This is a genomic window from Kitasatospora sp. SUK 42 (assembly GCF_015776785.2).
Lineage (GTDB): Bacteria > Actinomycetota > Actinomycetes > Streptomycetales > Streptomycetaceae > Kitasatospora.
The window spans coordinates 1,003,834-1,021,598 of sequence record NZ_LFMD02000007.1 but is presented as its reverse complement, the minus strand read 5'-3'; the positions used below and the strand labels follow the sequence as shown (position 1 = coordinate 1,021,598).

The 17,765-nt window shown below is 74.6% G+C and carries 19 protein-coding genes; 13 read left to right on the top strand and 6 right to left on the bottom strand.

The annotated features are described in order from the left end of the window. Positions 1-204 precede the first annotated feature (204 nt). The 7 genes from RZ50_RS26200 (at position 205) to paaE (ending at position 7,280) form a co-directional block, all read left to right on the top strand. Positions 205-864: a response regulator transcription factor gene (locus RZ50_RS26200; protein WP_196949952.1), complete on the top strand. Its 660-nt coding sequence runs from the start codon at positions 205-207 to the stop codon at positions 862-864. Positions 865-1,833: 969 nt separating this feature from the next. Continuing rightward, positions 1,834-2,976, top strand: coding sequence for a M20 family metallopeptidase (locus RZ50_RS26195; RefSeq protein ID WP_196949951.1), 1,143 nt, complete (start codon positions 1,834-1,836; stop codon positions 2,974-2,976). Between the two features lie 273 nt (positions 2,977-3,249). Then, positions 3,250-4,260: a 1,2-phenylacetyl-CoA epoxidase subunit PaaA gene (gene paaA, locus RZ50_RS26190; protein ID WP_196949950.1), complete on the top strand. Its 1,011-nt coding sequence runs from the start codon at positions 3,250-3,252 to the stop codon at positions 4,258-4,260. Between the two features lie 95 nt (positions 4,261-4,355). Next, entirely contained in the window at positions 4,356-4,622 is a 267-nt protein-coding gene (gene paaB / locus RZ50_RS26185; RefSeq protein WP_217680971.1) for a 1,2-phenylacetyl-CoA epoxidase subunit PaaB, read from the top strand. Then, a complete protein-coding gene (paaC, locus tag RZ50_RS26180; RefSeq protein ID WP_196949948.1) occupies positions 4,606-5,586 on the top strand; it encodes a 1,2-phenylacetyl-CoA epoxidase subunit PaaC in 981 nt (326 codons plus the stop codon). The genes paaB and paaC overlap by 17 nt, the downstream gene beginning before the upstream one ends. Positions 5,587-5,621: 35 nt before the next feature. Next, on the top strand, positions 5,622-6,155 hold the full coding sequence (gene paaD, locus RZ50_RS26175; protein WP_308272283.1) for a 1,2-phenylacetyl-CoA epoxidase subunit PaaD: 534 nt from the start codon (positions 5,622-5,624) through the stop codon (positions 6,153-6,155). Further along, on the top strand, positions 6,156-7,280 hold the full coding sequence (gene paaE, locus RZ50_RS26170; protein ID WP_196947627.1) for a 1,2-phenylacetyl-CoA epoxidase subunit PaaE: 1,125 nt from the start codon (positions 6,156-6,158) through the stop codon (positions 7,278-7,280). It abuts the gene before it with no gap. A gap of 7 nt (positions 7,281-7,287) precedes the next feature. Here paaE and RZ50_RS26165 read toward each other — a convergent pair whose 3' ends face one another. After that, on the bottom strand, positions 7,288-8,163 hold the full coding sequence (locus tag RZ50_RS26165; protein WP_196947626.1) for an NAD(P)H-binding protein: 876 nt from the start codon (positions 8,161-8,163) through the stop codon (positions 7,288-7,290). A 106-nt stretch (positions 8,164-8,269) separates the two neighbouring features. On the opposite strand from RZ50_RS26165, the gene RZ50_RS26160 reads away from it, so the two are divergent. Further along, positions 8,270-8,707, top strand: a complete 438-nt coding sequence (locus RZ50_RS26160) for a helix-turn-helix domain-containing protein (RefSeq protein ID WP_196947625.1) — start codon at positions 8,270-8,272, stop codon at positions 8,705-8,707. Positions 8,708-8,723: 16 nt separating this feature from the next. Here RZ50_RS26160 and RZ50_RS26155 read toward each other — a convergent pair whose 3' ends face one another. Further along, positions 8,724-9,800 (bottom strand): NAD(P)-binding domain-containing protein, encoded by a 1,077-nt coding sequence (locus tag RZ50_RS26155; protein ID WP_196947634.1) that lies wholly within the window; start codon positions 9,798-9,800, stop codon positions 8,724-8,726. Positions 9,801-10,033: 233 nt separating this feature from the next. Further along, the gene (locus RZ50_RS26150; protein WP_196947624.1) at positions 10,034-10,405 is read right to left on the bottom strand and encodes a YbjQ family protein; all 372 of its coding nucleotides are present in this window, start codon (positions 10,403-10,405) and stop codon (positions 10,034-10,036) included. 138 nt (positions 10,406-10,543) lie between these two features. Here RZ50_RS26150 and RZ50_RS26145 point away from each other — a divergent pair, with 138 nt between their 5' ends. From RZ50_RS26145 to RZ50_RS26135, 3 genes are all read left to right on the top strand, one after another. Then, complete coding sequence (locus tag RZ50_RS26145; RefSeq protein WP_196947623.1) at positions 10,544-11,473, top strand: hypothetical protein; 930 nt, start codon at positions 10,544-10,546, stop codon at positions 11,471-11,473. Between the two features lie 110 nt (positions 11,474-11,583). Next, complete coding sequence (locus RZ50_RS26140; protein ID WP_196947622.1) at positions 11,584-12,096, top strand: hypothetical protein; 513 nt, start codon at positions 11,584-11,586, stop codon at positions 12,094-12,096. A 99-nt stretch (positions 12,097-12,195) separates the two neighbouring features. Then, positions 12,196-12,939, top strand: a complete 744-nt coding sequence (locus tag RZ50_RS26135; protein ID WP_196947621.1) for an aminoacyl-tRNA hydrolase — start codon at positions 12,196-12,198, stop codon at positions 12,937-12,939. A 142-nt stretch (positions 12,940-13,081) separates the two neighbouring features. On the opposite strand, the gene RZ50_RS26130 is transcribed toward RZ50_RS26135, so the two are convergent. The 3 genes from RZ50_RS26130 to RZ50_RS26120 are packed head-to-tail and all read right to left on the bottom strand — an operon-like array spanning position 13,082 to position 15,515. After that, positions 13,082-13,828: a hypothetical protein gene (locus RZ50_RS26130; RefSeq protein ID WP_196947620.1), complete on the bottom strand. Its 747-nt coding sequence runs from the start codon at positions 13,826-13,828 to the stop codon at positions 13,082-13,084. A 23-nt stretch (positions 13,829-13,851) separates the two neighbouring features. Further along, entirely contained in the window at positions 13,852-14,598 is a 747-nt protein-coding gene (locus RZ50_RS26125) for an ABC transporter permease (protein ID WP_196947619.1), read from the bottom strand. After that, on the bottom strand, positions 14,595-15,515 hold the full coding sequence (locus RZ50_RS26120; RefSeq protein WP_196947618.1) for an ABC transporter ATP-binding protein: 921 nt from the start codon (positions 15,513-15,515) through the stop codon (positions 14,595-14,597). Before RZ50_RS26120 ends, RZ50_RS26125 begins: the two co-directional genes overlap by 4 nt. Positions 15,516-15,821: 306 nt before the next feature. On the opposite strand from RZ50_RS26120, the gene RZ50_RS26115 reads away from it, so the two are divergent. Next, positions 15,822-17,030 (top strand): histidine kinase, encoded by a 1,209-nt coding sequence (locus RZ50_RS26115; protein ID WP_308272281.1) that lies wholly within the window; start codon positions 15,822-15,824, stop codon positions 17,028-17,030. A 74-nt stretch (positions 17,031-17,104) separates the two neighbouring features. Beyond that, positions 17,105-17,764 carry a response regulator transcription factor gene (locus RZ50_RS26110; protein WP_196947632.1) on the top strand — a complete coding sequence of 220 codons (660 nt, stop codon included), beginning with the start codon at positions 17,105-17,107 and terminating at the stop codon, positions 17,762-17,764. The last annotated feature ends 1 nt before the right edge of the window (position 17,765 follow it).

Sequence of the window (17,765 nt, the reverse complement as noted above, 5' to 3'; positions counted from 1 at the left end):
GGTCGCCGCCCGGCTGCCCGCGCCCGAGCGGCCGCCGCAGACGGTGCCGCCCGCGGCGGCCGGCCCGAACCCCGCCCCGAATCCCGCTCTTGACCCCGCCCCGAGCCCCGCCTCGAATCCTGCTCGGGGTGCAGGTCATGATCCCGCCCGGGTCCCCACCGGAGGCCCGGGGCCCGGTTCGAGTTCGCAGCCGAAGGACGCCGCATGATCCGCACGATGGTGGTCGACGACGACGCGCTGGTGCGCCTCGGCCTGGTGGACCTGCTCGCCCAGGACCCGGCCCTGGCCGTGGTCGCCGAGGCCGCCGACGGGCTGCAGGCCGTCGAGCTCGCGCGCAGCCACCGGATCGACGTCGCGCTGATGGACATCCGGATGCCCCGGCTCGACGGCATCGCCGCCACCCGGCGGCTGCGCGAACTGCCCGACGCCCCGCGGGTCATCGCGCTCACCACCTTCGACCTGGACGAGTACGTGTACCAGGCGCTCGCCGCCGGGGCCGACGGCTTCCTGCTCAAGGACACCCCGCCCGCCGAGATCGCCCGGGCCGTCCACGTGGTCGCCGGCGGCCAGGGGATGCTGCACCCGGCGGCCGCGCGGCGGCTGATCGACCGGTACCACCGGGCCGGCGCGCCCCGGGCGGTCGCCGCCCGCAGCCGGGTCGCCGGGCTCACCCCGCGCGAGACCGAGGTGCTGCGCGAACTCGCCGACGGGCTCTCCAACGCCGAGATCGCGGGCGTCCTCGGGATGAGGGAGAGCACCGTCAAGGCGCACGTGAGCCGGATCCTCACCGCGCTCGGCGTGGGCAACCGGGTCCAGGCCGCGCTGCTCGCACGCGATGCGGGGCTGGTCGGGGACGGTGCGTGAGCGGCGCGCCTGCAGGCGCTCGCGGGGGCGGGCCGGGGCGCAGCGTCGGACGGTGTTCACGTGGATGTCGCCCGGGCTTCGGTGCGGGCGTCGCGACGGGCTTCCCTGAGCCGTGGTGTGCCTCCGGTTCGTACCGTCCGCTGAGACGAGGTCACCCATCCGGCGTGGAAATGCCGTGCCTTGGCGGTTTGCGCTGCCGAACCCGGGCGGCGGGTCCATGGTGGAGGTGGGCGCGATCCGGCGACCGCGCCCGCGCGCCGATCCAGGCCCGCGCGCCGAGCGCCTGCCGCCGTTTTCCGACGGGTGCCCGAGGCCGGGGCCCGTAGCGGCACGCTGGGAGCAGGGCCACCTCGCAGGAAACCGAACGGTTCTTCTAGGCTCACATCTCGGCTTCCCTGCGGCGGTCCGGCCACTGCGCCCGCCGTCAGGAGGCAGCCGTCCACGGGGTTCCGGGCGGACCGGGGCCACCGGATCGAGCGAGGAGGACGCAATGCCAAGCATGCCGCCCAGCCGTTCCAACGCACTTGGGCCAGACGGGCCGTTCTGCCGGGCCGCCCACCATCCCGGCCGACCGGTACGGTCCGGTCGGGCCTGGTACCCGGGCGGGGGCGGTCGGCCTGTACGGCCACTGAATACCGGCGGCGGCCGCGGAGGCGAGCGTTGAGTCCCCAGATCGTCGGGTCGCCGGCCGCACCGGGCGCGGCCGCGGAGCCCGACCGCGCACCTGTGGCCGTTCCGGCCGCCGCCGACGGCGAGGCCCTCGCTGTCACCACCGCCCCTTCCGCCGCTGCCGGTAGCGCCACGGCCGGTAGCGCCACTGCCAGTACCCCCGCTGCCGGTACCCCCGCTGCTGGTACCGCTGCGGCCGGCACCCCCGCTGCCGGTACCGCTGCGGCCGGCACCCCCGCTGCCGGTACCGCTGCGGCCGGCACCACCGCGGCCCTGCCCGGCCTGCCCCAGGCGCTCAGCGTGCGGGCCCGCACCCTCGCCGGTGCCGTCCGGCGCCGCTGCGCCGACCTGGCCCGGATCGAGTCGCCGAGCGGTGACGCACCCCGACTCGACGCGCTCGCCGAGGAGTTGGCCGACGGGTTCCGCGCCACCGGGGCCACCGCCCGCCGCGAACCCGGGCCGGCCGGCGACCACCTCGTACTGGAGTGGGAGGGGCGGGACGAGACGCTGCCCCACCTGCTGATCGTCGGCCACCACGACACCGTCTGGCCGGTCGGCACCCTGGCGGACTGGCCGGTGGCCGAGCAGGACGGGCGGCTCACCGGGCCCGGTGTGGTCGACATGAAGGGCGGACTCGCCGTCCTGGAGGGCGCGTTGGCGCTGCTCGCGGACCTGGGGCAGCGGCCGCACCGTGCCGTGCGACTGGTCGTGGTCTCCGACGAGGAGGTCGGCAGCCCGGACGGGCGGCGTCTGGTCGAGCGCCAACTGCGCGGCGCGGCGGCGGTGCTGGGGCTGGAGCCGCCGCATCCGGACGGCCGGCTGAAGACGGCGCGGCGCGGCAGCAGCAGGGTTCGGCTCACCGTGACCGGGCGGGAGGCCCATGCGGGCAACGACGCACGCGAGGGGGTGTCGGCGGTGGACGAACTCGTCGACCAGCTCGTGGCCGTCCGGGGCCTCGCGGGTCAGCCCGGCACCGAGCTCAACGCCGGTCGGATCACCGGGGGTTCGCGGGCCAACGTGATCGCCGGACGGGCCGAGGCGGAGCTCGGCCTGCGGTTCGCCACCGCGGAGGCGCAGCGCCGTACGCTCGACAACCTTGCCCGGCTCACCGCACTGCGCCCGGGGGCCCGGGTGCGGACGGAGGTGCTGTCCAGCCGTCCGGCCTGGCCCGAGCGGACCGGCAACCCGCTGCTGCGGCACGTGCGTTCGCTCGCCGCGGTGCTCGGGCAGCAGCTGGACGGCGCCCCGGCGGGCGGGGCGGGGGACACCAACCTGCCGGGCTCGCGCGGACTGCCGACGCTGGACGGCTTCGGCGCGGTGGGGGCCGGGGCGCACGCCCGGCACGAGCACATCCGGCTGGACCAGATAGCTCCCCGGATCGCCCTGATCGCGGCGCTGCTCGCGGTGCCGCTGCCGCGGCTGCGGGACCGCGGGGAGGGGTGAGGCGGCGGGTGGCGGGTCATTGATGACGGGTAACAGGTAACAGGTAACAGCTAACGGATAACAGCTGACAGATTTCAGATTCTGTCAGCTGTTATCCGTATCCGTCGTCCGTGCTGTCGGGCACCGCCCGCATCGCCGCACCGCCCCGCCCGCCCCGCCTCCTGCCGTCATCCCTTGCCATCCCTCCGCCCGGCCGCGCAGAATGGTACCGACCGAACGGTCAGTCGGTTGGTGCCCAGGGAGGGCCGGCCGGGCAGGACACGAGAGGGGACCGTGGTGACAGCAGAGGTGGCCGAGGCGGTCCCCGCGCAGACGCCGGAGGACCGGTTCGAGGCGGTGATCGCCGCCGAGCAGCGGATCGAGCCCAGGGACTGGATGCCGGACGCCTACCGGGCCACCCTGATCCGCCAGATCGCCCAGCACGCCCACTCCGAGATCATCGGCATGCAGCCCGAGGGCAACTGGCTCACCCGGGCGCCCTCGCTGCGCCGCAAGGCCATCCTGCTCGCCAAGGCGCAGGACGAGGCCGGCCACGGCCTCTACCTCTACGCCGCCGCCGAGACCCTGGGCGTCGACCGAGCCGAGCTCACCGAGAAGCTGATCAGCGGCCGCCAGAAGTACTCCTCGATCTTCAACTACCCCACCCTCACCTTCGCCGACGTCGGCGTGATCGGCTGGCTGGTGGACGGCGCCGCGATCTGCAACCAGGTCCCGCTCTGCCGTTGCAGCTACGGCCCGTACGCCCGCGCGATGGTGCGGATCTGCAAGGAGGAGTCCTTCCACCAGCGCCAGGGCTTCGAGCTGCTGATGACGCTGATGCGCGGCACCGAGGCCCAGCGCCGGATGGTCCAGGACGCGGTCGACCGCTGGTGGTGGCCGTCGCTGATGATGTTCGGCCCCCCGGACGCCGACTCGCCGAACACCGCCCGCTCGATGGCCTGGCGGATCAAGCGCCACAGCAACGACGAGCTGCGGCAGCGGTTCGTCGACATGACCGTCCCGCAGGCCGAGCACCTGGGCGTCACCCTCCCCGATCCCGAACTGCGCTGGAACGAGGAGCGCGGCGGCTGGGACTTCGGCGAGCCGGACTGGTCCGAGCTGACCCGGGTCATCCACGGCCAGGGCCCCTGCAACACCCAGCGGATCGAGCGCCGCCGGACCGCTCACGAGGACGGCGCCTGGGTGCGCGAGGCGGCCGTCGCCCACGCGGCCAAGCGCGCCGCCGAACACGCCGCAGCCGCGGCGGCCGCCGAGCAGCACACCGAACAGGAGAACGGAAAGTGACCGAGTCCCCGGCCGCCCCCCACGCCGAGTCCCCGGCTGAGCACAAGGCCGAGCACAAGGCCGGCTCCAAGGCCGACTCCAGGGCCTGCTGGCCGCTGTACGAGGTGTTCGTCCGTCCCCGGCGCGGCCTGAACCACGTCCACGTCGGCTCGCTGCACGCGTCCGACGACCGGATGGCCCTGCTCGCCGCCCGCGACCTGTACACCCGCCGCAACGAGGGCGTCAGCCTCTGGGTGGTCCGCTCGGACGCGATCACCGCCTCCACCCCGGACGAGCGCGACCCGTTCTTCGAGCCCAGCGGCGACAAGGTCTACCGCCACCCGACCTTCTACGACATCCCCGAGGATGTCCCGCACATCTGACGGGGGAGCCACCGTGCACGACCACACCACGCCCGCCACGTCCACCACCACACAGGCTGCGACATCCACCGCGACGTCCGGCACCGAGGACGACCACGTCTACCTCAGCCTCGCCGAGGCCGCCCCCGGCCCCGAGGGCGAGGGCCGCTGGGCGTACGGGACGGGCTTCGCCGACCCGCTGCTCGGCGTGGACACCGCCCTGCCCGCCGGCCTGGACGGCGCCGACCTGGCCGCCTACTGCCTGATGCTCGGCGACGACGCGCTGATCCTCGCCCAGCGGCTGATCGAGTGGTGCACCCGGGCACCCGAGCTGGAGGAGGAGGTCGCGCTCGCCAACCTCGGACTCGACCTGCTCGGCCAGGCCCGCCTGCTGCTCACCCGGGCGGGCCAGGCGGACGGCACCGGCCGCAGCGAGGACGACCTGGCGTACTGGCGGGAGGAGCACGAGTTCCGCAACGTCCGCCTGGTGGAGACCCCGAACGGCGACTTCGCGTACTCGATCGCCCGCCTGCTGCTGTTCGCCACCACCCGCGGCGTCCTGTACGAGGCGCTGAGCGCGCACCCCGACCCGGTGCTGGCCGCGGTCGCCGCCCGGGGCGTGAAGGAGCTGGCGTACCATCGCGAGTACGCCACCGCCTGGACGCTGCGGCTCGGCGACGGCACGCCGTACTCGGCGGAGCGGATGCAGGCGGGGCTGGACGCGGTCTGGCCGCTGCTGGAGGAGCTGTTCACCGCGCACCCGGTGGAACGGCGGGTCGGCGTGGACCCGGCGGAGCTGCGCGAACCGGTGCTGCGCGCGCTCGGCGCCGTCGTCGCCGAGGCCGGGCTGACCGTGCCGGACGTCCCGCCGCTGGCCACCGTGCTCGGCCGGGCCGGTCGGGACGGGGTGCACACCGAGGCGCTCGGTCCGCTGCTCGCCGAGTTGCAGGTGGTGGCTCGCGCGCACCCGGGGGCGACGTGGTGACCGGCACCGCGGCCGGCGCAGGCGTTGTAGCCGCCGTGGACACCGTCCGCGACCAGGCCTGGGAGGTCGCCGCGGCCGTCCCGGACCCGGAGCTGCCCATGCTCACCCTGGCCGACCTGGGCGTGCTGGCGGACGTCGAGGTGGACGGCGGCAGCGGCGCGGTCACCGCCTGGCTGACCCCGACCTACTCGGGCTGCCCGGCCGTCGCCGAGATGGCCGCCGACGTGGACCGCCGGCTGCGCGCGGCCGGGTACCCGGACGTCCGGGTACGGCTGCGGCTGGACCCGCCCTGGTCCACCGACCTGATCACCGCCGAGGGCCGCCGCAAGCTCGCCGCCGCCGGCATCGCCCCGCCGCGACCGGGCGGGGCCGCGCCGGCCGGGCGCGGGCCGGTCCCCCTCACCCTCGGCCCCGCCCGCACGGGCACCGCGACCGCGGCCCCCGTGGCCTGTCCGCACTGCGGCGATGCCGACACGGAGGAGCTGTCCCGCTTCGGCTCCACCGCCTGCAAGGCGCTCTGGCGCTGCCGCGCCTGCCGCGAGCCGTTCGAACGCGTCAAGGAGATCTGAATGCCCGCCGCGACCCCAGTGACGGACACCGTCCGCCCCGCCCGCCGCCCGGCCTTCCACCAGCTGCGGATCGACCGGGTGGAGCGGCTCTGCGAGGACGCCGTGGCGGTGACCTTCGCGGTGCCGGACGCTCTGGCGGCCGAGTACGCCTTCCGGCCCGGGCAGACCCTGACGCTGCGCAAGGTGGTGGACGGCGTCGACGAGCGCCGCTCGTACTCGATCTGCGCCCCCGCCGGCGGTCCGCTGCGGATCGCCGTCCGGGAGGTGCCCGGCGGGCTGTTCTCGCGCTGGCTGGTGCGCGAGGCCCGGCCCGGCGAGGAGGTGGAGGTGCTGACGCCGTCCGGCCTGTTCACCCCCGAGCTCGGCGTCCCTGCCGACCACGTGCTGCTCGCCGCCGGCTCCGGCATCACCCCGATGCTGTCGATCGCCGCCTCCGTGCTGGCCGCCGACCGCCGCTCCACCGTCACCCTGCTCTACGGCAACCGGCGCAGCGACACCGTGATGTTCGCCGACGAGCTGGCCGACCTGAAGGACCGCTACCTCGGCCGCTTCCAGCTGGTCCACGTCCTCTCCCGGGAGACCCGGGACGCCGAACTGCTCAGTGGCCGCCTGGACCCGGAGCGGGTCAGGGCGCTGCTGGCGGCGCTGGTGGACGTCGGCGGCGTCGGGCACTGGTGGCTGTGCGGACCGTTCGGCATGGTCGCCGGGGCGAAGGAGCTGCTTGCCGAACTGGACGTCCCCGCCGAGCGGGTGCACCAGGAGCTGTTCCACGCCGAGGACGAGCCGCTCGCCGAGCGCGACGAGGACTGGGACCGTACGGACGGCGACGCCGAGGGCGCTCCCGGGGAGCGCAGCGAGGTCACCGTCGTCCTGGACGGCCGGGGCAGCACCCTCTCCCTCCCGCGCGACCGCTCGATCCTGGACGGTGCCCAGCGCTCCCGCCCCGACCTGCCCTTCGCCTGCAAGGGCGGGGTCTGCGGCACCTGCCGCGCCCTGGTCACCGAGGGCGAGGTGGAGATGCGCCGCAACTTCGCGCTGGAGGAGAAGGAACTGGCCGCCGGCTACGTCCTCACCTGTCAGGCCCGCCCGCTCACCGACCGGGTGACCGTCGACTACGACCGCTGAACCTCCTTCACCCGCCGAGCAGTTCGGTGCGGTGGGAGGCGAAGAAGTCCGTGAGCGTCACTGGCTCCCGCCCGAGCAGTCGGCGGGCGGTGCCGTCCTCCGGGACGTCGAACCAGCCGGCGCGCCGGAACGGGTCGTTCTCGCCCCAGCCGGTCGCGAGCGCGGGCGGCACCCCGAGGGCCGTCAGCGCCCCGGCCACCTCGTGGTCGGCGACCGGCCGGTGCCGGACCGGACGTCCGGTGGCCTCGGTGAGCGCGGACGCCACCTGGCCGTCCGTGAGCCCGGGGCCGGTGAAGTCCAGGAGCCGGCCGGGCGGTGCGCCCTCACCGGCGAGGAGGGCGGCGGCGGCCAGGGCGGTGTCCGCGCGGGAGACGTAGCCGACCCGGCCGTCGCCCGCGCTGCTCGGCAACTCACCGGCTGAGACCGCCAGTCGGGCCAGGCCGGAGAGCAGCAGCAGGTCGGGCCAGACGTTCACCCGCAGCACGGTGTGGGCGAGTCCGGAGGCGGTGAGCAGGGCCTCGGTCCGGCCGTGGTCCAGGGCTTCGGGAACGGGGTTGCCGGGGTCCGCGGCCCGGACCACCGAGGTGTAGACGACGTGCTCCACCCCGGCCGCCACCGCTGCCCCGATCGCGGCCCGGTGCAGCGCCAGCCGTCCGGGAGTCCGGTCGGCACTGATCAGCAGCAGCCGCCGGACGCCGTCGAAGGCCGCGGGCAGTGTGGCCGGATCGGCGAAGTCGGCTGTACGGGTGCGGACTCGGCGCGTCTGGGCGACCGCTCCCGGGGTGCGGGTGACGGCCACCACCCCGGCCGCGCCGACCCGATCGACCAGGGCGGCGAGCGTCAGCCGGCCCAGCCTGCCGGACGCTCCGGTGATGGCGAACATGTGAACTCCTCGGCTCCGTGGTGTGGTTGGAGCGATCATGGGCCGGGTGAGCGGTTCGCCGATAGAGGGAACATCCGTGTCCACTGCGCCCGTGTCCACTGTGCGCATGTCCACTGCGCCCGTGTCCGCTGCGCCCGTGGCGGGGAGCCCGGGCGGGCCGGTGTCGGCGGATGACCGGGCGCACTGCCCGGCAACGTCCGTGCTGCACCGGATCGGGGACCGCTGGAGCGTCGTCCTGATCAGCCTGCTGGCCGAACGCCCCTACGGCTACAACGAGTTGGACCGGGCTGTGGCCGACCTCAGCCGCCGGGTGCTGACCCGTGCGCTGCGCACGCTCGAACACGAGGGGTACGTCAGCCGTACCGCCCGGGCCGAACCGCCCTACCGGGTCGAGTACGCGCTCACCGGGCTCGGGCGGTCGCTGCACGAGGTGCTGGTGCTGCTGGGTGGTTGGGCCGAGGAGCACCGTGACCGGCTCGCCGGTGAGGGGGCCGGCGAGGCGGTCGGTGAGGGGGCCGGCGAGGGGGTTCGTGAAGGGGGGTGAGGCGGGTGGCCGCGGGTCAGACCGCGGCCGGGGTGGGTTGCCCCGCCGGGTCCCCGAGCAGCCCGACCAGGTCGTTGACGGCGGCGCGCCCGGCCCGGTTGGCGCCGATGGTGCTGGCGGACGGGCCGTAGCCGACCAGGTGGACGCGCGGGTCGGCGGTGGCCCGGGTGCCGGTGAGCGCGATGCCGCCGCCGGGGGAGCGCAGGCCGAGTGGGGCCAGGTGGCCGACCTCGGGGCGGAAGCCGGTCGCCCAGACGATCGCGTCCACCGCCAGCTCCTCGTCCCCCCAGGCGACCCCGTGCTCGGTCAGCCGGTCGAACATCGGTCGGCGGTGCAGCGCACCCAGCTCCTCGGCGCGCCGGTACGCGACGGACGGGCCGAGCCCGGTCACGCTCACCACGCTGCGCACCGGCAGGCCCTGGCGGACCCGCTCCTCGACCTTGGCGACCACGGCGCGTCCGTACTCGGGGGTGAACGGCCCTTCGTGGTAGACCGGTTCGGAGCGGGTGACCCAGACCGTCTCGCCGACCGCCGCCACCTCGGACAGCACCTGGATCGCCGAGGCGCCGCCGCCCACCACCAGGACCCGCCGGCCGGTGAACTCCTCGGGGCCCCGGTAGTCGGCGTAGTGCAGCTGCCGGCCCGCGAAGCGGCCCGGGTAGTGGGGGAGGAAGGGGCGGGTCCAGGTGCCGGTGGCGTTGATCAGCGCCCGGGTGGACCAGGTGCCGCGGTCGGTCTCGACCAGCAGCCGGGAGTCGGGGCGCTCGGACTCGGCGCGCACCGCGTGAACCGCGACCGGGCGTACGACCGGGAGCGCGTGCCGGGCCTCGTACGCCGCGAAGTACCCCGGCACCACCTCGCGCGCGGGGGCCTCGGGATCGGGCGGCGGGAGCTCGGCGTCCGGGAGGTCGTGGAAGCCGTGCACGGTGGCCATCCGCAGGGACGGCGAGCGGTGCGCCCAGGCGCCGCCGGGGGTGGCGTTGGCGTCGAGCACCACGAAGCCGCCGTCGACTCCGTCCCGGTAGGGGGCGAAGCCGCGGCGGCGGAGGTGGTAGGCGGCGGACAGGCCCGCCTGCCCGGCGCCCACCACCAGGACGTCGACGCGGTGCTGCTCGTCACCGCTCGTGCGGCCGACCGAGCCGCTGGTCGCGTCGCCGACCGGGTCGCCGACCGCGTCGCTGGTCGAGCCGCCGGTTGCACCATTAGTTGCGCCGTAAACAGTCACGCCGGTGAAACATGGGCGGACCGGCGGCTGTTCCCCGAGGCGTTTCCCCAGGTGAGGGGGCGGCCTCAGGAGGTGTCCCAGGAGGTGTCCCGGGAGGCGTCTCAGGAGGCGGGCGAGACCACCGCGGCCGTGCCGTAGGCGCAGACCTCGGTGCCCACGTCCGCCGCCTCCGTCACGTCGAAGCGCATCATCAGCACCGCGTTGCCGCCGCGCGCCTTGGTCTGCTCGACCAGCCGCGCCATCGCCTCGTTGCGGCTCTCGACCAGGGTCTTCGTCAGGCCGCGCAGCTCGCCGCCGATCAGCGACTTCAGTCCGGCGCCGATCTGGCTGCCGATGTGACGGCTGCGCACGGTCAGTCCGAAGACCTCGCCGATCACGTGGTCGACCCGGTAGCCGGGGATGTCGTTGGTGGTCACGACCAGGACGTCGGCGTTCGGGCCCTGCCCGCCGCCGTACTCGTTGATGTCAGCCATGGGGCCCATCCTGCCGGGGTAGCGCGTCCGAGTGACAGAGGCGCGGCCGGTGGACGGTCGGGAAGAGGTGGCCGAGAAGGCGTCGGGAAGCTGGTTCAGACCGGTGATCGGGCGACGGAAAAGCCGTACCGTAGCCCCATGGGCGAGCGAAGCGATCATCCGCAGGGGCCGGGCGCGGCGGAATTCTCCGGTGCGCAGGAGATCGAGGCGACGGTGGTGCTGGGCCTGCGGATCACCGACTGGCCGGCGCTGCGCGCGGCCGCGATCAAGGCCGTCGAGGAGCTGGACTTCGACGGCATCGATCCGGTCGGCCAGCGCCGCGAACTGCTGCGGGAGGTGGCTGAGGACGCCAACGCCGCGCTCGGCGCGCTGCTGCACCCCGATCGGCTGGTGGCCGCCATCCCCGGCGTCGAGGCGATGGGCGGCACGCTGGAGATCAGCGTCACCGAGGACTTCACGCCGGACTTCGGCGAGCTGTTCCCGCTGGACGGCGACGAGGAGGACGGCGGCGCGGGTGCGGACTGGACCCTCACCCCGCGCACCGCCTGTCTGCTGCACGCCCAGCTGATCGGCCTGGCCGACGCCGCCTACGACGACCTCGACGAGCACGCGGACGAGCCGGTCGCCGAGGGCGAGGACGTGGACTGGGCGGTCTTCGCCCGGCTGCCCCAGCGCACCTGGCGGCTGCACCAGGGCTGGCGCCGCACGATGGCCCGGGCCTTCGACGACCTCGCCGACGACCTCGCACTCGGCGAGTGGCCGCTGCCGCGCTGCCTGGCCGAGGAGCTCGCGCTGCGGATGGCGCTGGTGGACGCCCGCGCGCTGCTCGGGGCCCAGCCCGAGTCGGTCGCGGACATGATGGGCGACCTGCCGGCCGACCTGTACGACTACGACTGGGACGGCTGCCACGACGAGCTCTTCGGCGTGTACGGGCCGGACGACGGGGACCCTGAGCTGGGCGCGGAACAGCGCACCGAGCTGCTGCTGGCGGCGACGCATCCGGAGGGCTGGTTCCTCATGTACGAGGACGCGGAGGAGCGGGACCCGCAGCGCGGCTACCGGCGCTGAGCCCGCGTCGGTGCTGAGCCCGTGTCGGTGCTGAGCGGGCGTCGGTGCTGAGCGGGCATCGGCACCGGCTGGACGGGGCGCGGCGGCGGGTGGGCGGTTAGGCTGCGGACATGTCCGATGTGTCTGATGTGCCCGGTTCGAGGGGCGTGCGCTCGGGGGAGTCCGCTGCCGACGAGTCGTCGGCACTGGACCGGATCGCACTCGGGCTGGACGGCGTGCAGGCGGCCCAGCACGGGCGGACGGCCGAGGCGCGGGCCAGCTTCGAGGCGCTCTGGGAGGCGCTGGGGGAGCGGGACGTCTTCCACCGCTGTGTCCTGGCGCACTATCTGGCCGACCTGCAGGACGACCCCAGGGCCGAGCTGGAGTGGGACCGCCGGGCCCTCGCGGCCGCCGACTCGCTGACCGCCGAGCGCGCCCGGACGTACGAGTCCGCCCTCCAGGTGCGGGCCTTCTACCCCTCGCTGCACCTCAACCTGGCCTCCGACCACCTCAAGCTCGGCGAGCCCGACCTGGCGCGCGAGCAGCTCGAACGGGCCGTGCGGAGCCTGGACGCGCTGCCCGGGGACGCGTACGGCGCGGGCATCCGGGCGGCGGTGGACGAGTTGCGGCAGCGGCTGCGCTGAGCCGGAGCGGGGGGATGGCCGGGGACGGACGGGGAGGGGTGGGACGGGGAGGAGTGGGGCTGGGGGAGCCGGGTGGGGCGGGGCTGGCATGCTGGACGGGTGACTTCTCCGTTCGATGACCAGGCCTCCGTTCCCGCGACCGATGCTTCCCCCGACCCCGAGGACCGCGACGAGCTGCCGCAGTACGTGCTGCCGCTGGTCGTCCGGTTGGAGCGGGCCACGCCGCCCGGGCGGACGGACGCGCTGGAGACCTCGGCGCGGGCGGTGCTCACGCTGCTCGCCGACCCCCGGGTGACGGAGGCGGACGGCGAGTGGGCGGAGCGGGTCACGGCCTGGGAGGACGCCCGGATCCGCAAGGTGGTGCGACGGGCCCGGGGCGGGGAGTGGCGCCGGGCGGGCGAGCTGCCGGGCATCACGGTGCGGGGACGGGAGGCGGAGGTGCGGGTGTTCCCGCCGATTCCGCTGGACGGCTGGCCGAAGGACCTCGCCAAGCTCCAGGTCTCCGGGACGGACCTGGAGGAGGCGGGCGAGCCCGGTGCGCCCGAGCAGGGGCTGCCGGTGCTGTGGCTCAACCCGGAGCTGGAGATGAGCGCGGGCAAGACGATGGCGCAGACCGGGCACGCCGCGCAGCTCGCCTGGTGGCGGCTGGACGACGCCCAGCGCAAGGAGTGGGCGGAGTCCGGGTTCGCGCTCGCGGTTCGGACGGCCTCGCCGGAGGCGTGGGAGGGGCTGGTCCGCAGCGGACTGCCGGTGGTCCAGGACGCGGGCTTCACGGAGATCGCGCCGGGTAGCTGCACGGTGATCGCGGACCACCCGGCGTTGCGGGGGACGGCCGGCGTCTGACGGCCGGCCGCCGACTGTCGACGGCTGACGTCTGGCGGCCGATGGCTGGCGTCCGACGGCGAACGGATGGCAGCGAACAGCGAACAGATGACAGATTTCGAAATCTGTCATCTGTTTGCTGTTTTTTGTTCGCCGCCCGCCGTCAGCCCCCCGAGGCCTCGTACCGCCGCATCGCCCGCCACCCGCCGTACACCGCCGCAGCGGTCCACAGCGCCATGATCAGCAGCCCGGTCCAGTGCCCGTAGTGGATGCCCGCCTCGGGCTGGGTGCGCATCGCGTACAGCCCGGCCCGGTCGGGCAGGAACTGGCCGGCCTCGCGGACGCCGGGGATCGCGGCCAGCCAGGTGGTACCGAGGAACACCATCGGGGTGAGCAGCCCGAGCGCCGCGCTGAAGTTGCCCAGCATCGCGGTCAGCCCGAGGCAGATCAGCACCATCATCGGGTGGTAGAGCACCCCCGCCAGGAAACTGCGCCCCAGCCCCGGGGTGGACAGGTCCAGGCCGGCCGTGGCGTCGTAGGCGAGGAAGCAGCCCGCCGTCGAGGCCAGCCCGAGCAGCAGGCCCAGCCCGGCGCCGAGCATCAGCTTGGCACCGTACAGCCGGCCCCGCCGGGGGACGGCGGTGAGCGAGGCGCCGATCATCCGGGTGTTGAACTCCTGCCCGACCAGCAGGATTCCGAGGCAGGCCACCGCGACGTGGCCGAACAGCAGGCCGTAGAAGATCCCGCCCGCCGGGTCCTCGCCGGGGGTGTGGTCCTTCGTCGCGTAGGCGGCGTTGACGGCCGCCGTGATGCCGACGGTCAGCACCAGTGCCGTCAGCGGGGCCGTCCACTGCGAGGGCAGGGTGGTGAACTTGATCCGTTCGGCGCGCAGGGCGTTGCCCAGGCCCATCCTCACCTCTCCTTGCTCCGAGGTCACTTGGTGCGCCGCAGGGCGAGCAGGCCGCCGTACGCCGCCACGGCCGTCCAGAACGCCATGATCAGCAGTCCGGTCCAGTGCCCGTACGCGACCTGCGGATCGTCGGCGTAGTGCAGCGCGTACTGGCCGGCCCGGTCGGGCAGGAACTGGACCACCCGGCGCACCCCCGGCACGCTGCCGAGCAGCGGCGAGAGCAGGAAGACGGTCGGGGTCAACAGGCCCATGGCGGCGGTGAGGTTGCCCAGCATCGCGGTCAGTCCGAGGCAGAACACCACCAGTAGCGTGGGGTAGAGCACGCCGGCCGTGGCCGCGCGAGTGAACGCGGGGCCGTGCCAGTCGCCGGGGATGGTGGCCGCGTACCCGGCGAAGGCGCCCGCCGTTCCGGCCGCGCCCGCTCCGAGGCCGACCAGCGCCCCCAGCGCCAGCTTGGCCCCGTACAGCCGGCCGCGTCGGGGGACGGCGGTGAGCGAGACGTCGAGCATCCGGGTGTTGAACTCCTGCCCGATCAGCAGGACGCCGAAGGAGACCAGGGCGACCTGGCCGAAGTTGAGCCCGTAGAAGACGCCGACGCCGGGGTCGTCGGTGATGTTGTGGTCCGCGCCGTGGAGCCACGTGCCGACGGCCGTGGTGACACCGGCGCTGAGCAGTACGGCGACCAGTGGCGGGAGCCAGAGCGAGTGGAGGGTGGTGAACTTGATCCGCTCGGCGTTGAAGGCCCGCCGGGCGGGCGGGTTGAGGTTCACCGTGCGACCTCTGCGCGGTACTCGACGCTGTCGGCGGTCATCCGCATGAACGCCTCCTCCAGCGAGTCCTGCTGGACCGCGATCTCGTACAGCACCACGCCGTTGGCGGCGGCGAGCGCCGCGATCCGCTCGGGTTCGGCGCCGGTCACCTCCCACGCGCCGCCGTCGACCTGTTCGGCGGCGAACTCGTGACCGCCGCCGCCGCCGAACAGGGCGGCCAGCTTGGCCGGGTCCACGGCCCGCACCCGGATCCGGGTCCGGCCGTGGCGGTCGATGAACTCGGTGGTGGCGGCGTCCGCGAGCAGTCGGCCGCGGCCGATCACCACCAGGTGGTCCGCGGTGAGCGCCATCTCGGTCATCAGGTGGGAGGAGACCAGGACCGAACGCCCCTCGGCGGCGAGTTCGCGCAACAGGGTGCGGATCCAGCGGATGCCCTCGGGGTCGAGGCCGTTCACCGGTTCGTCCAGCATCAGCACCGGTGGGTCGCCGAGCAGCGCGGCGGCCACCCCGAGGCGCTGGCGCATGCCGAGGGAGAAGCCCCGGATCCGCCGTCCGGCCACCTCCGCCAGGCCCACCTGGGCCAGCACCTCGCCGACCCGTCGCTGCGGGAGGCCGTTGCTCGCGGCGAGCCAGCGCAGGTGGCCCTGCGCCGTCCGCCCGCCGTGCAGGGCCTGGGCGTCCAGCAGCGCGCCCACCCGGCGCAGCGGCTCGGCGAGTTCGGCGTACGGGCGGCCGTCGACCAGGGCGTGTCCGGCGGTGGGCCGGTCCAGGCCGAGGACCAGCCGCATGGTGGTGCTCTTCCCGGCGCCGTTCGGGCCGAGGAAGCCGGTCACCACTCCGGGCCGGACCTCGAAGGACAGGTCGTCGACGACTCGTCGGCCGTCGTACTCCTTGGTCAGGCCCTGGATCTCGATCACGGTGGCCGCCCCTCCTCACAGGTGGTCACCGTCCGCGCTTCGGACGGTGACTCCATTCGACCGGAGGAGGCCGGGTGAGCGGATCCCGCCGGGGCGGGGAACGGCCTCCCTCCCGGGAGGGAGGCCGCGGTGGTCCCGCGGGGGAGCGCGGGAACGGCGTTGAGCTGGCAGGATGGCCCGGTGCCAAGCTTGGGAGTGCTCCGGAAGGCGATGAGCGGGAAGTCCGTGCCCGTCGAGGTCGGGAGGGTGATCCGCGGGGGGTCGAGGTCCGCGAGGGCAAGGCCCGCGAGGGCGAGGACCGCGAGGGTGATCCGCGCGCTCCTCGCACCGCTGGTGGCCGGCGCCACCTACGCCCGGCTGCTGCACCTGTTGGTCGGGTGGATCTTCGTGGGCGTCGTCCTGATGATCTACCCGGGGACGTACCACCAGAGCCTCGGTCACATCCTGTCGTTGAGCGTGTCGACGGACGTCGTGCTGCTCGTGCTGGTCGCGCAGATCCCGGCGGCCCGGCGGGCCGAGGGAGTGCAGGCGCGGCTGCTGCTGGTGCCCGACCGCGAGGAGGACATCGCCGTCGACCCCTCCCGCTCCTGGGCGGACCGGCGGCGTACGGCGGGCTGGCTGATCGGGCGGGTGGTACTCGGTGCGGTGGTGGGGTTCGTGACCACGTTCGGCCTCAACGCGGCCTTCGGCCTGCTGACCGGGCCGCAGGCTTTCCGGTACCTCCCGCTCGCCCCGCTGCTGCCGCTCGGCTACGGCTGGCTGGTGGTCGGCGCAGGTCGCCTCCAACTCGCCATGGCCGTACGACTGTTGGGGCCGTCCCCGGCGGAGCGGCTGGCGGAGGCGGAACTGCGGGCCGAACGGCTGCTGGAGCGCAACCGGTTGGCGCGGGAGCTGCACGACTCCATCGGCCACGCACTGACGGTGACGGTTCTTCAGGCGGGTGCGGCACGCGAGGTCGGCGACCCGGCGTTCGTCGCCAAGGCGCTCGAAGTCATCGAGGAGACCGGGCGGCAGGCCATGGAGGACCTCGAACGCACCCTGGTCCTGCTGCGCGACACCCCGACGGGAACGGCGGCAGGGTCGACCGGAGGCGGCGTGGCCACCGAGCAGCCCGGCATCGACCAGCTGCCCGCGCTGTTCGACACCGCCCGCGCGGCCGGCAGTCCGGTCGAGGCTCGGATCGAGGTGCCGGCCGGCGCGCTGCCCGGAGTGCTCTCCCGGGAGAGCTACCGGATCGTCCAGGAGGGCGTCACCAACGCGCTCAAGTACGCACCCGGCGAGCCGGTCGGCGTCCGGATCGCCGTCCGGGACGGGCAGTTGGCGCTGCGCTGCACCAACCGGCTGACGGCGGCGGGGCCGGTCCGGGCCGGTTCGCGCAGGGGCGGCAAGGGGCTGCGCGGCATCCGCGAGCGCGCCACGCTGCTCGGCGGCGAGGCCACCGCCGGTCCGTCCGCCGAGGGCGACGACGGGGAGTGGGTGCTCGACGTCCGACTGCCCCTACGCTTGGGCGCGTGACGAACGATCTTGCGGACGACGGCCGGACGGGAGCCGTCGCCCGCCCGGAAGGCCGGACGGGAGGCGCCGCCGACATGACCGACATCCTGCTCGCCGACGACGAGGAACTGGTCCGGGTCGGAATGCGGGCCGTCCTGGAGGCGCAGGGCGACCTGCGGGTGGTCGGCGAGGCGGCGGACGGCGCGGAGGCGGTGGCCCTGGCCCGCGCGCTGCGCCCGCACGTCGTGCTGATGGACGTCCGGATGCCGGTCCTGGACGGCTTGGCGGCCACCCGCGAACTGCTGCGCCCCGGCGCACCGGGGGAGCGGCCGCCGCGGATCCTGGTCGTCACCACCTTCGAGAACGACGACTACGTCTACCAGGCGCTGCGCGCGGGCGCCGACGGGTTCCTGCTCAAACGTTCCCGCCCGGCCGAGATCGCCCACGCGGTACGGCTGGCGGCGGCGGGCGAGTCGCTGCTGTTCCCGGCCGCGATCCGCAGGCTGGCCGCCGGGCACGGAAACCCCGCCGCGCGGTCGGCCATGGCCCGGGCGGGGCTGACCGAGCGGGAGGCCGAGGTGCTGCGGCTGGTGGCGCGCGGGCTCAGCAACGGGGAGATCGCCGAACGGCTGTGCCTGGGCGTGCAGACGGTGAAGACGCACGTCAGTAGCGTGCTGGCGAAGCTCGGCGCGCGGGACCGCACCCAGGCGGTGATCGCCGCGTACGAGTCGGGCTTCGTCGAGCCGTCGGAGTAGG

Excerpts from the sequence above, each read along its gene's own strand:
- RZ50_RS26200 (WP_196949952.1), top strand. The coding sequence starts at position 205 with ATGATCCGCACGATGGTGGTCGACGACGACGCGCTGGTGCGCCTCGGC.
- paaC (WP_196949948.1), top strand. The coding sequence starts at position 4,606 with ATGTCCCGCACATCTGACGGGGGAGCCACCGTGCACGACCACACCACG.
- paaE (WP_196947627.1), top strand. The coding sequence starts at position 6,156 with ATGCCCGCCGCGACCCCAGTGACGGACACCGTCCGCCCCGCCCGCCGC.
- RZ50_RS26165 (WP_196947626.1), bottom strand. The coding sequence starts at position 8,163 with ATGTTCGCCATCACCGGAGCGTCCGGCAGGCTGGGCCGGCTGACGCTC.
- RZ50_RS26160 (WP_196947625.1), top strand. The coding sequence starts at position 8,270 with ATGTCCACTGCGCCCGTGTCCGCTGCGCCCGTGGCGGGGAGCCCGGGC.
- RZ50_RS26150 (WP_196947624.1), bottom strand. The coding sequence starts at position 10,405 with ATGGCTGACATCAACGAGTACGGCGGCGGGCAGGGCCCGAACGCCGAC.
- RZ50_RS26145 (WP_196947623.1), top strand. The coding sequence starts at position 10,544 with ATGGGCGAGCGAAGCGATCATCCGCAGGGGCCGGGCGCGGCGGAATTC.
- RZ50_RS26140 (WP_196947622.1), top strand. The coding sequence starts at position 11,584 with ATGTCCGATGTGTCTGATGTGCCCGGTTCGAGGGGCGTGCGCTCGGGG.
- RZ50_RS26130 (WP_196947620.1), bottom strand. The coding sequence starts at position 13,828 with ATGGGCCTGGGCAACGCCCTGCGCGCCGAACGGATCAAGTTCACCACC.
- RZ50_RS26110 (WP_196947632.1), top strand. The coding sequence starts at position 17,105 with ATGACCGACATCCTGCTCGCCGACGACGAGGAACTGGTCCGGGTCGGA.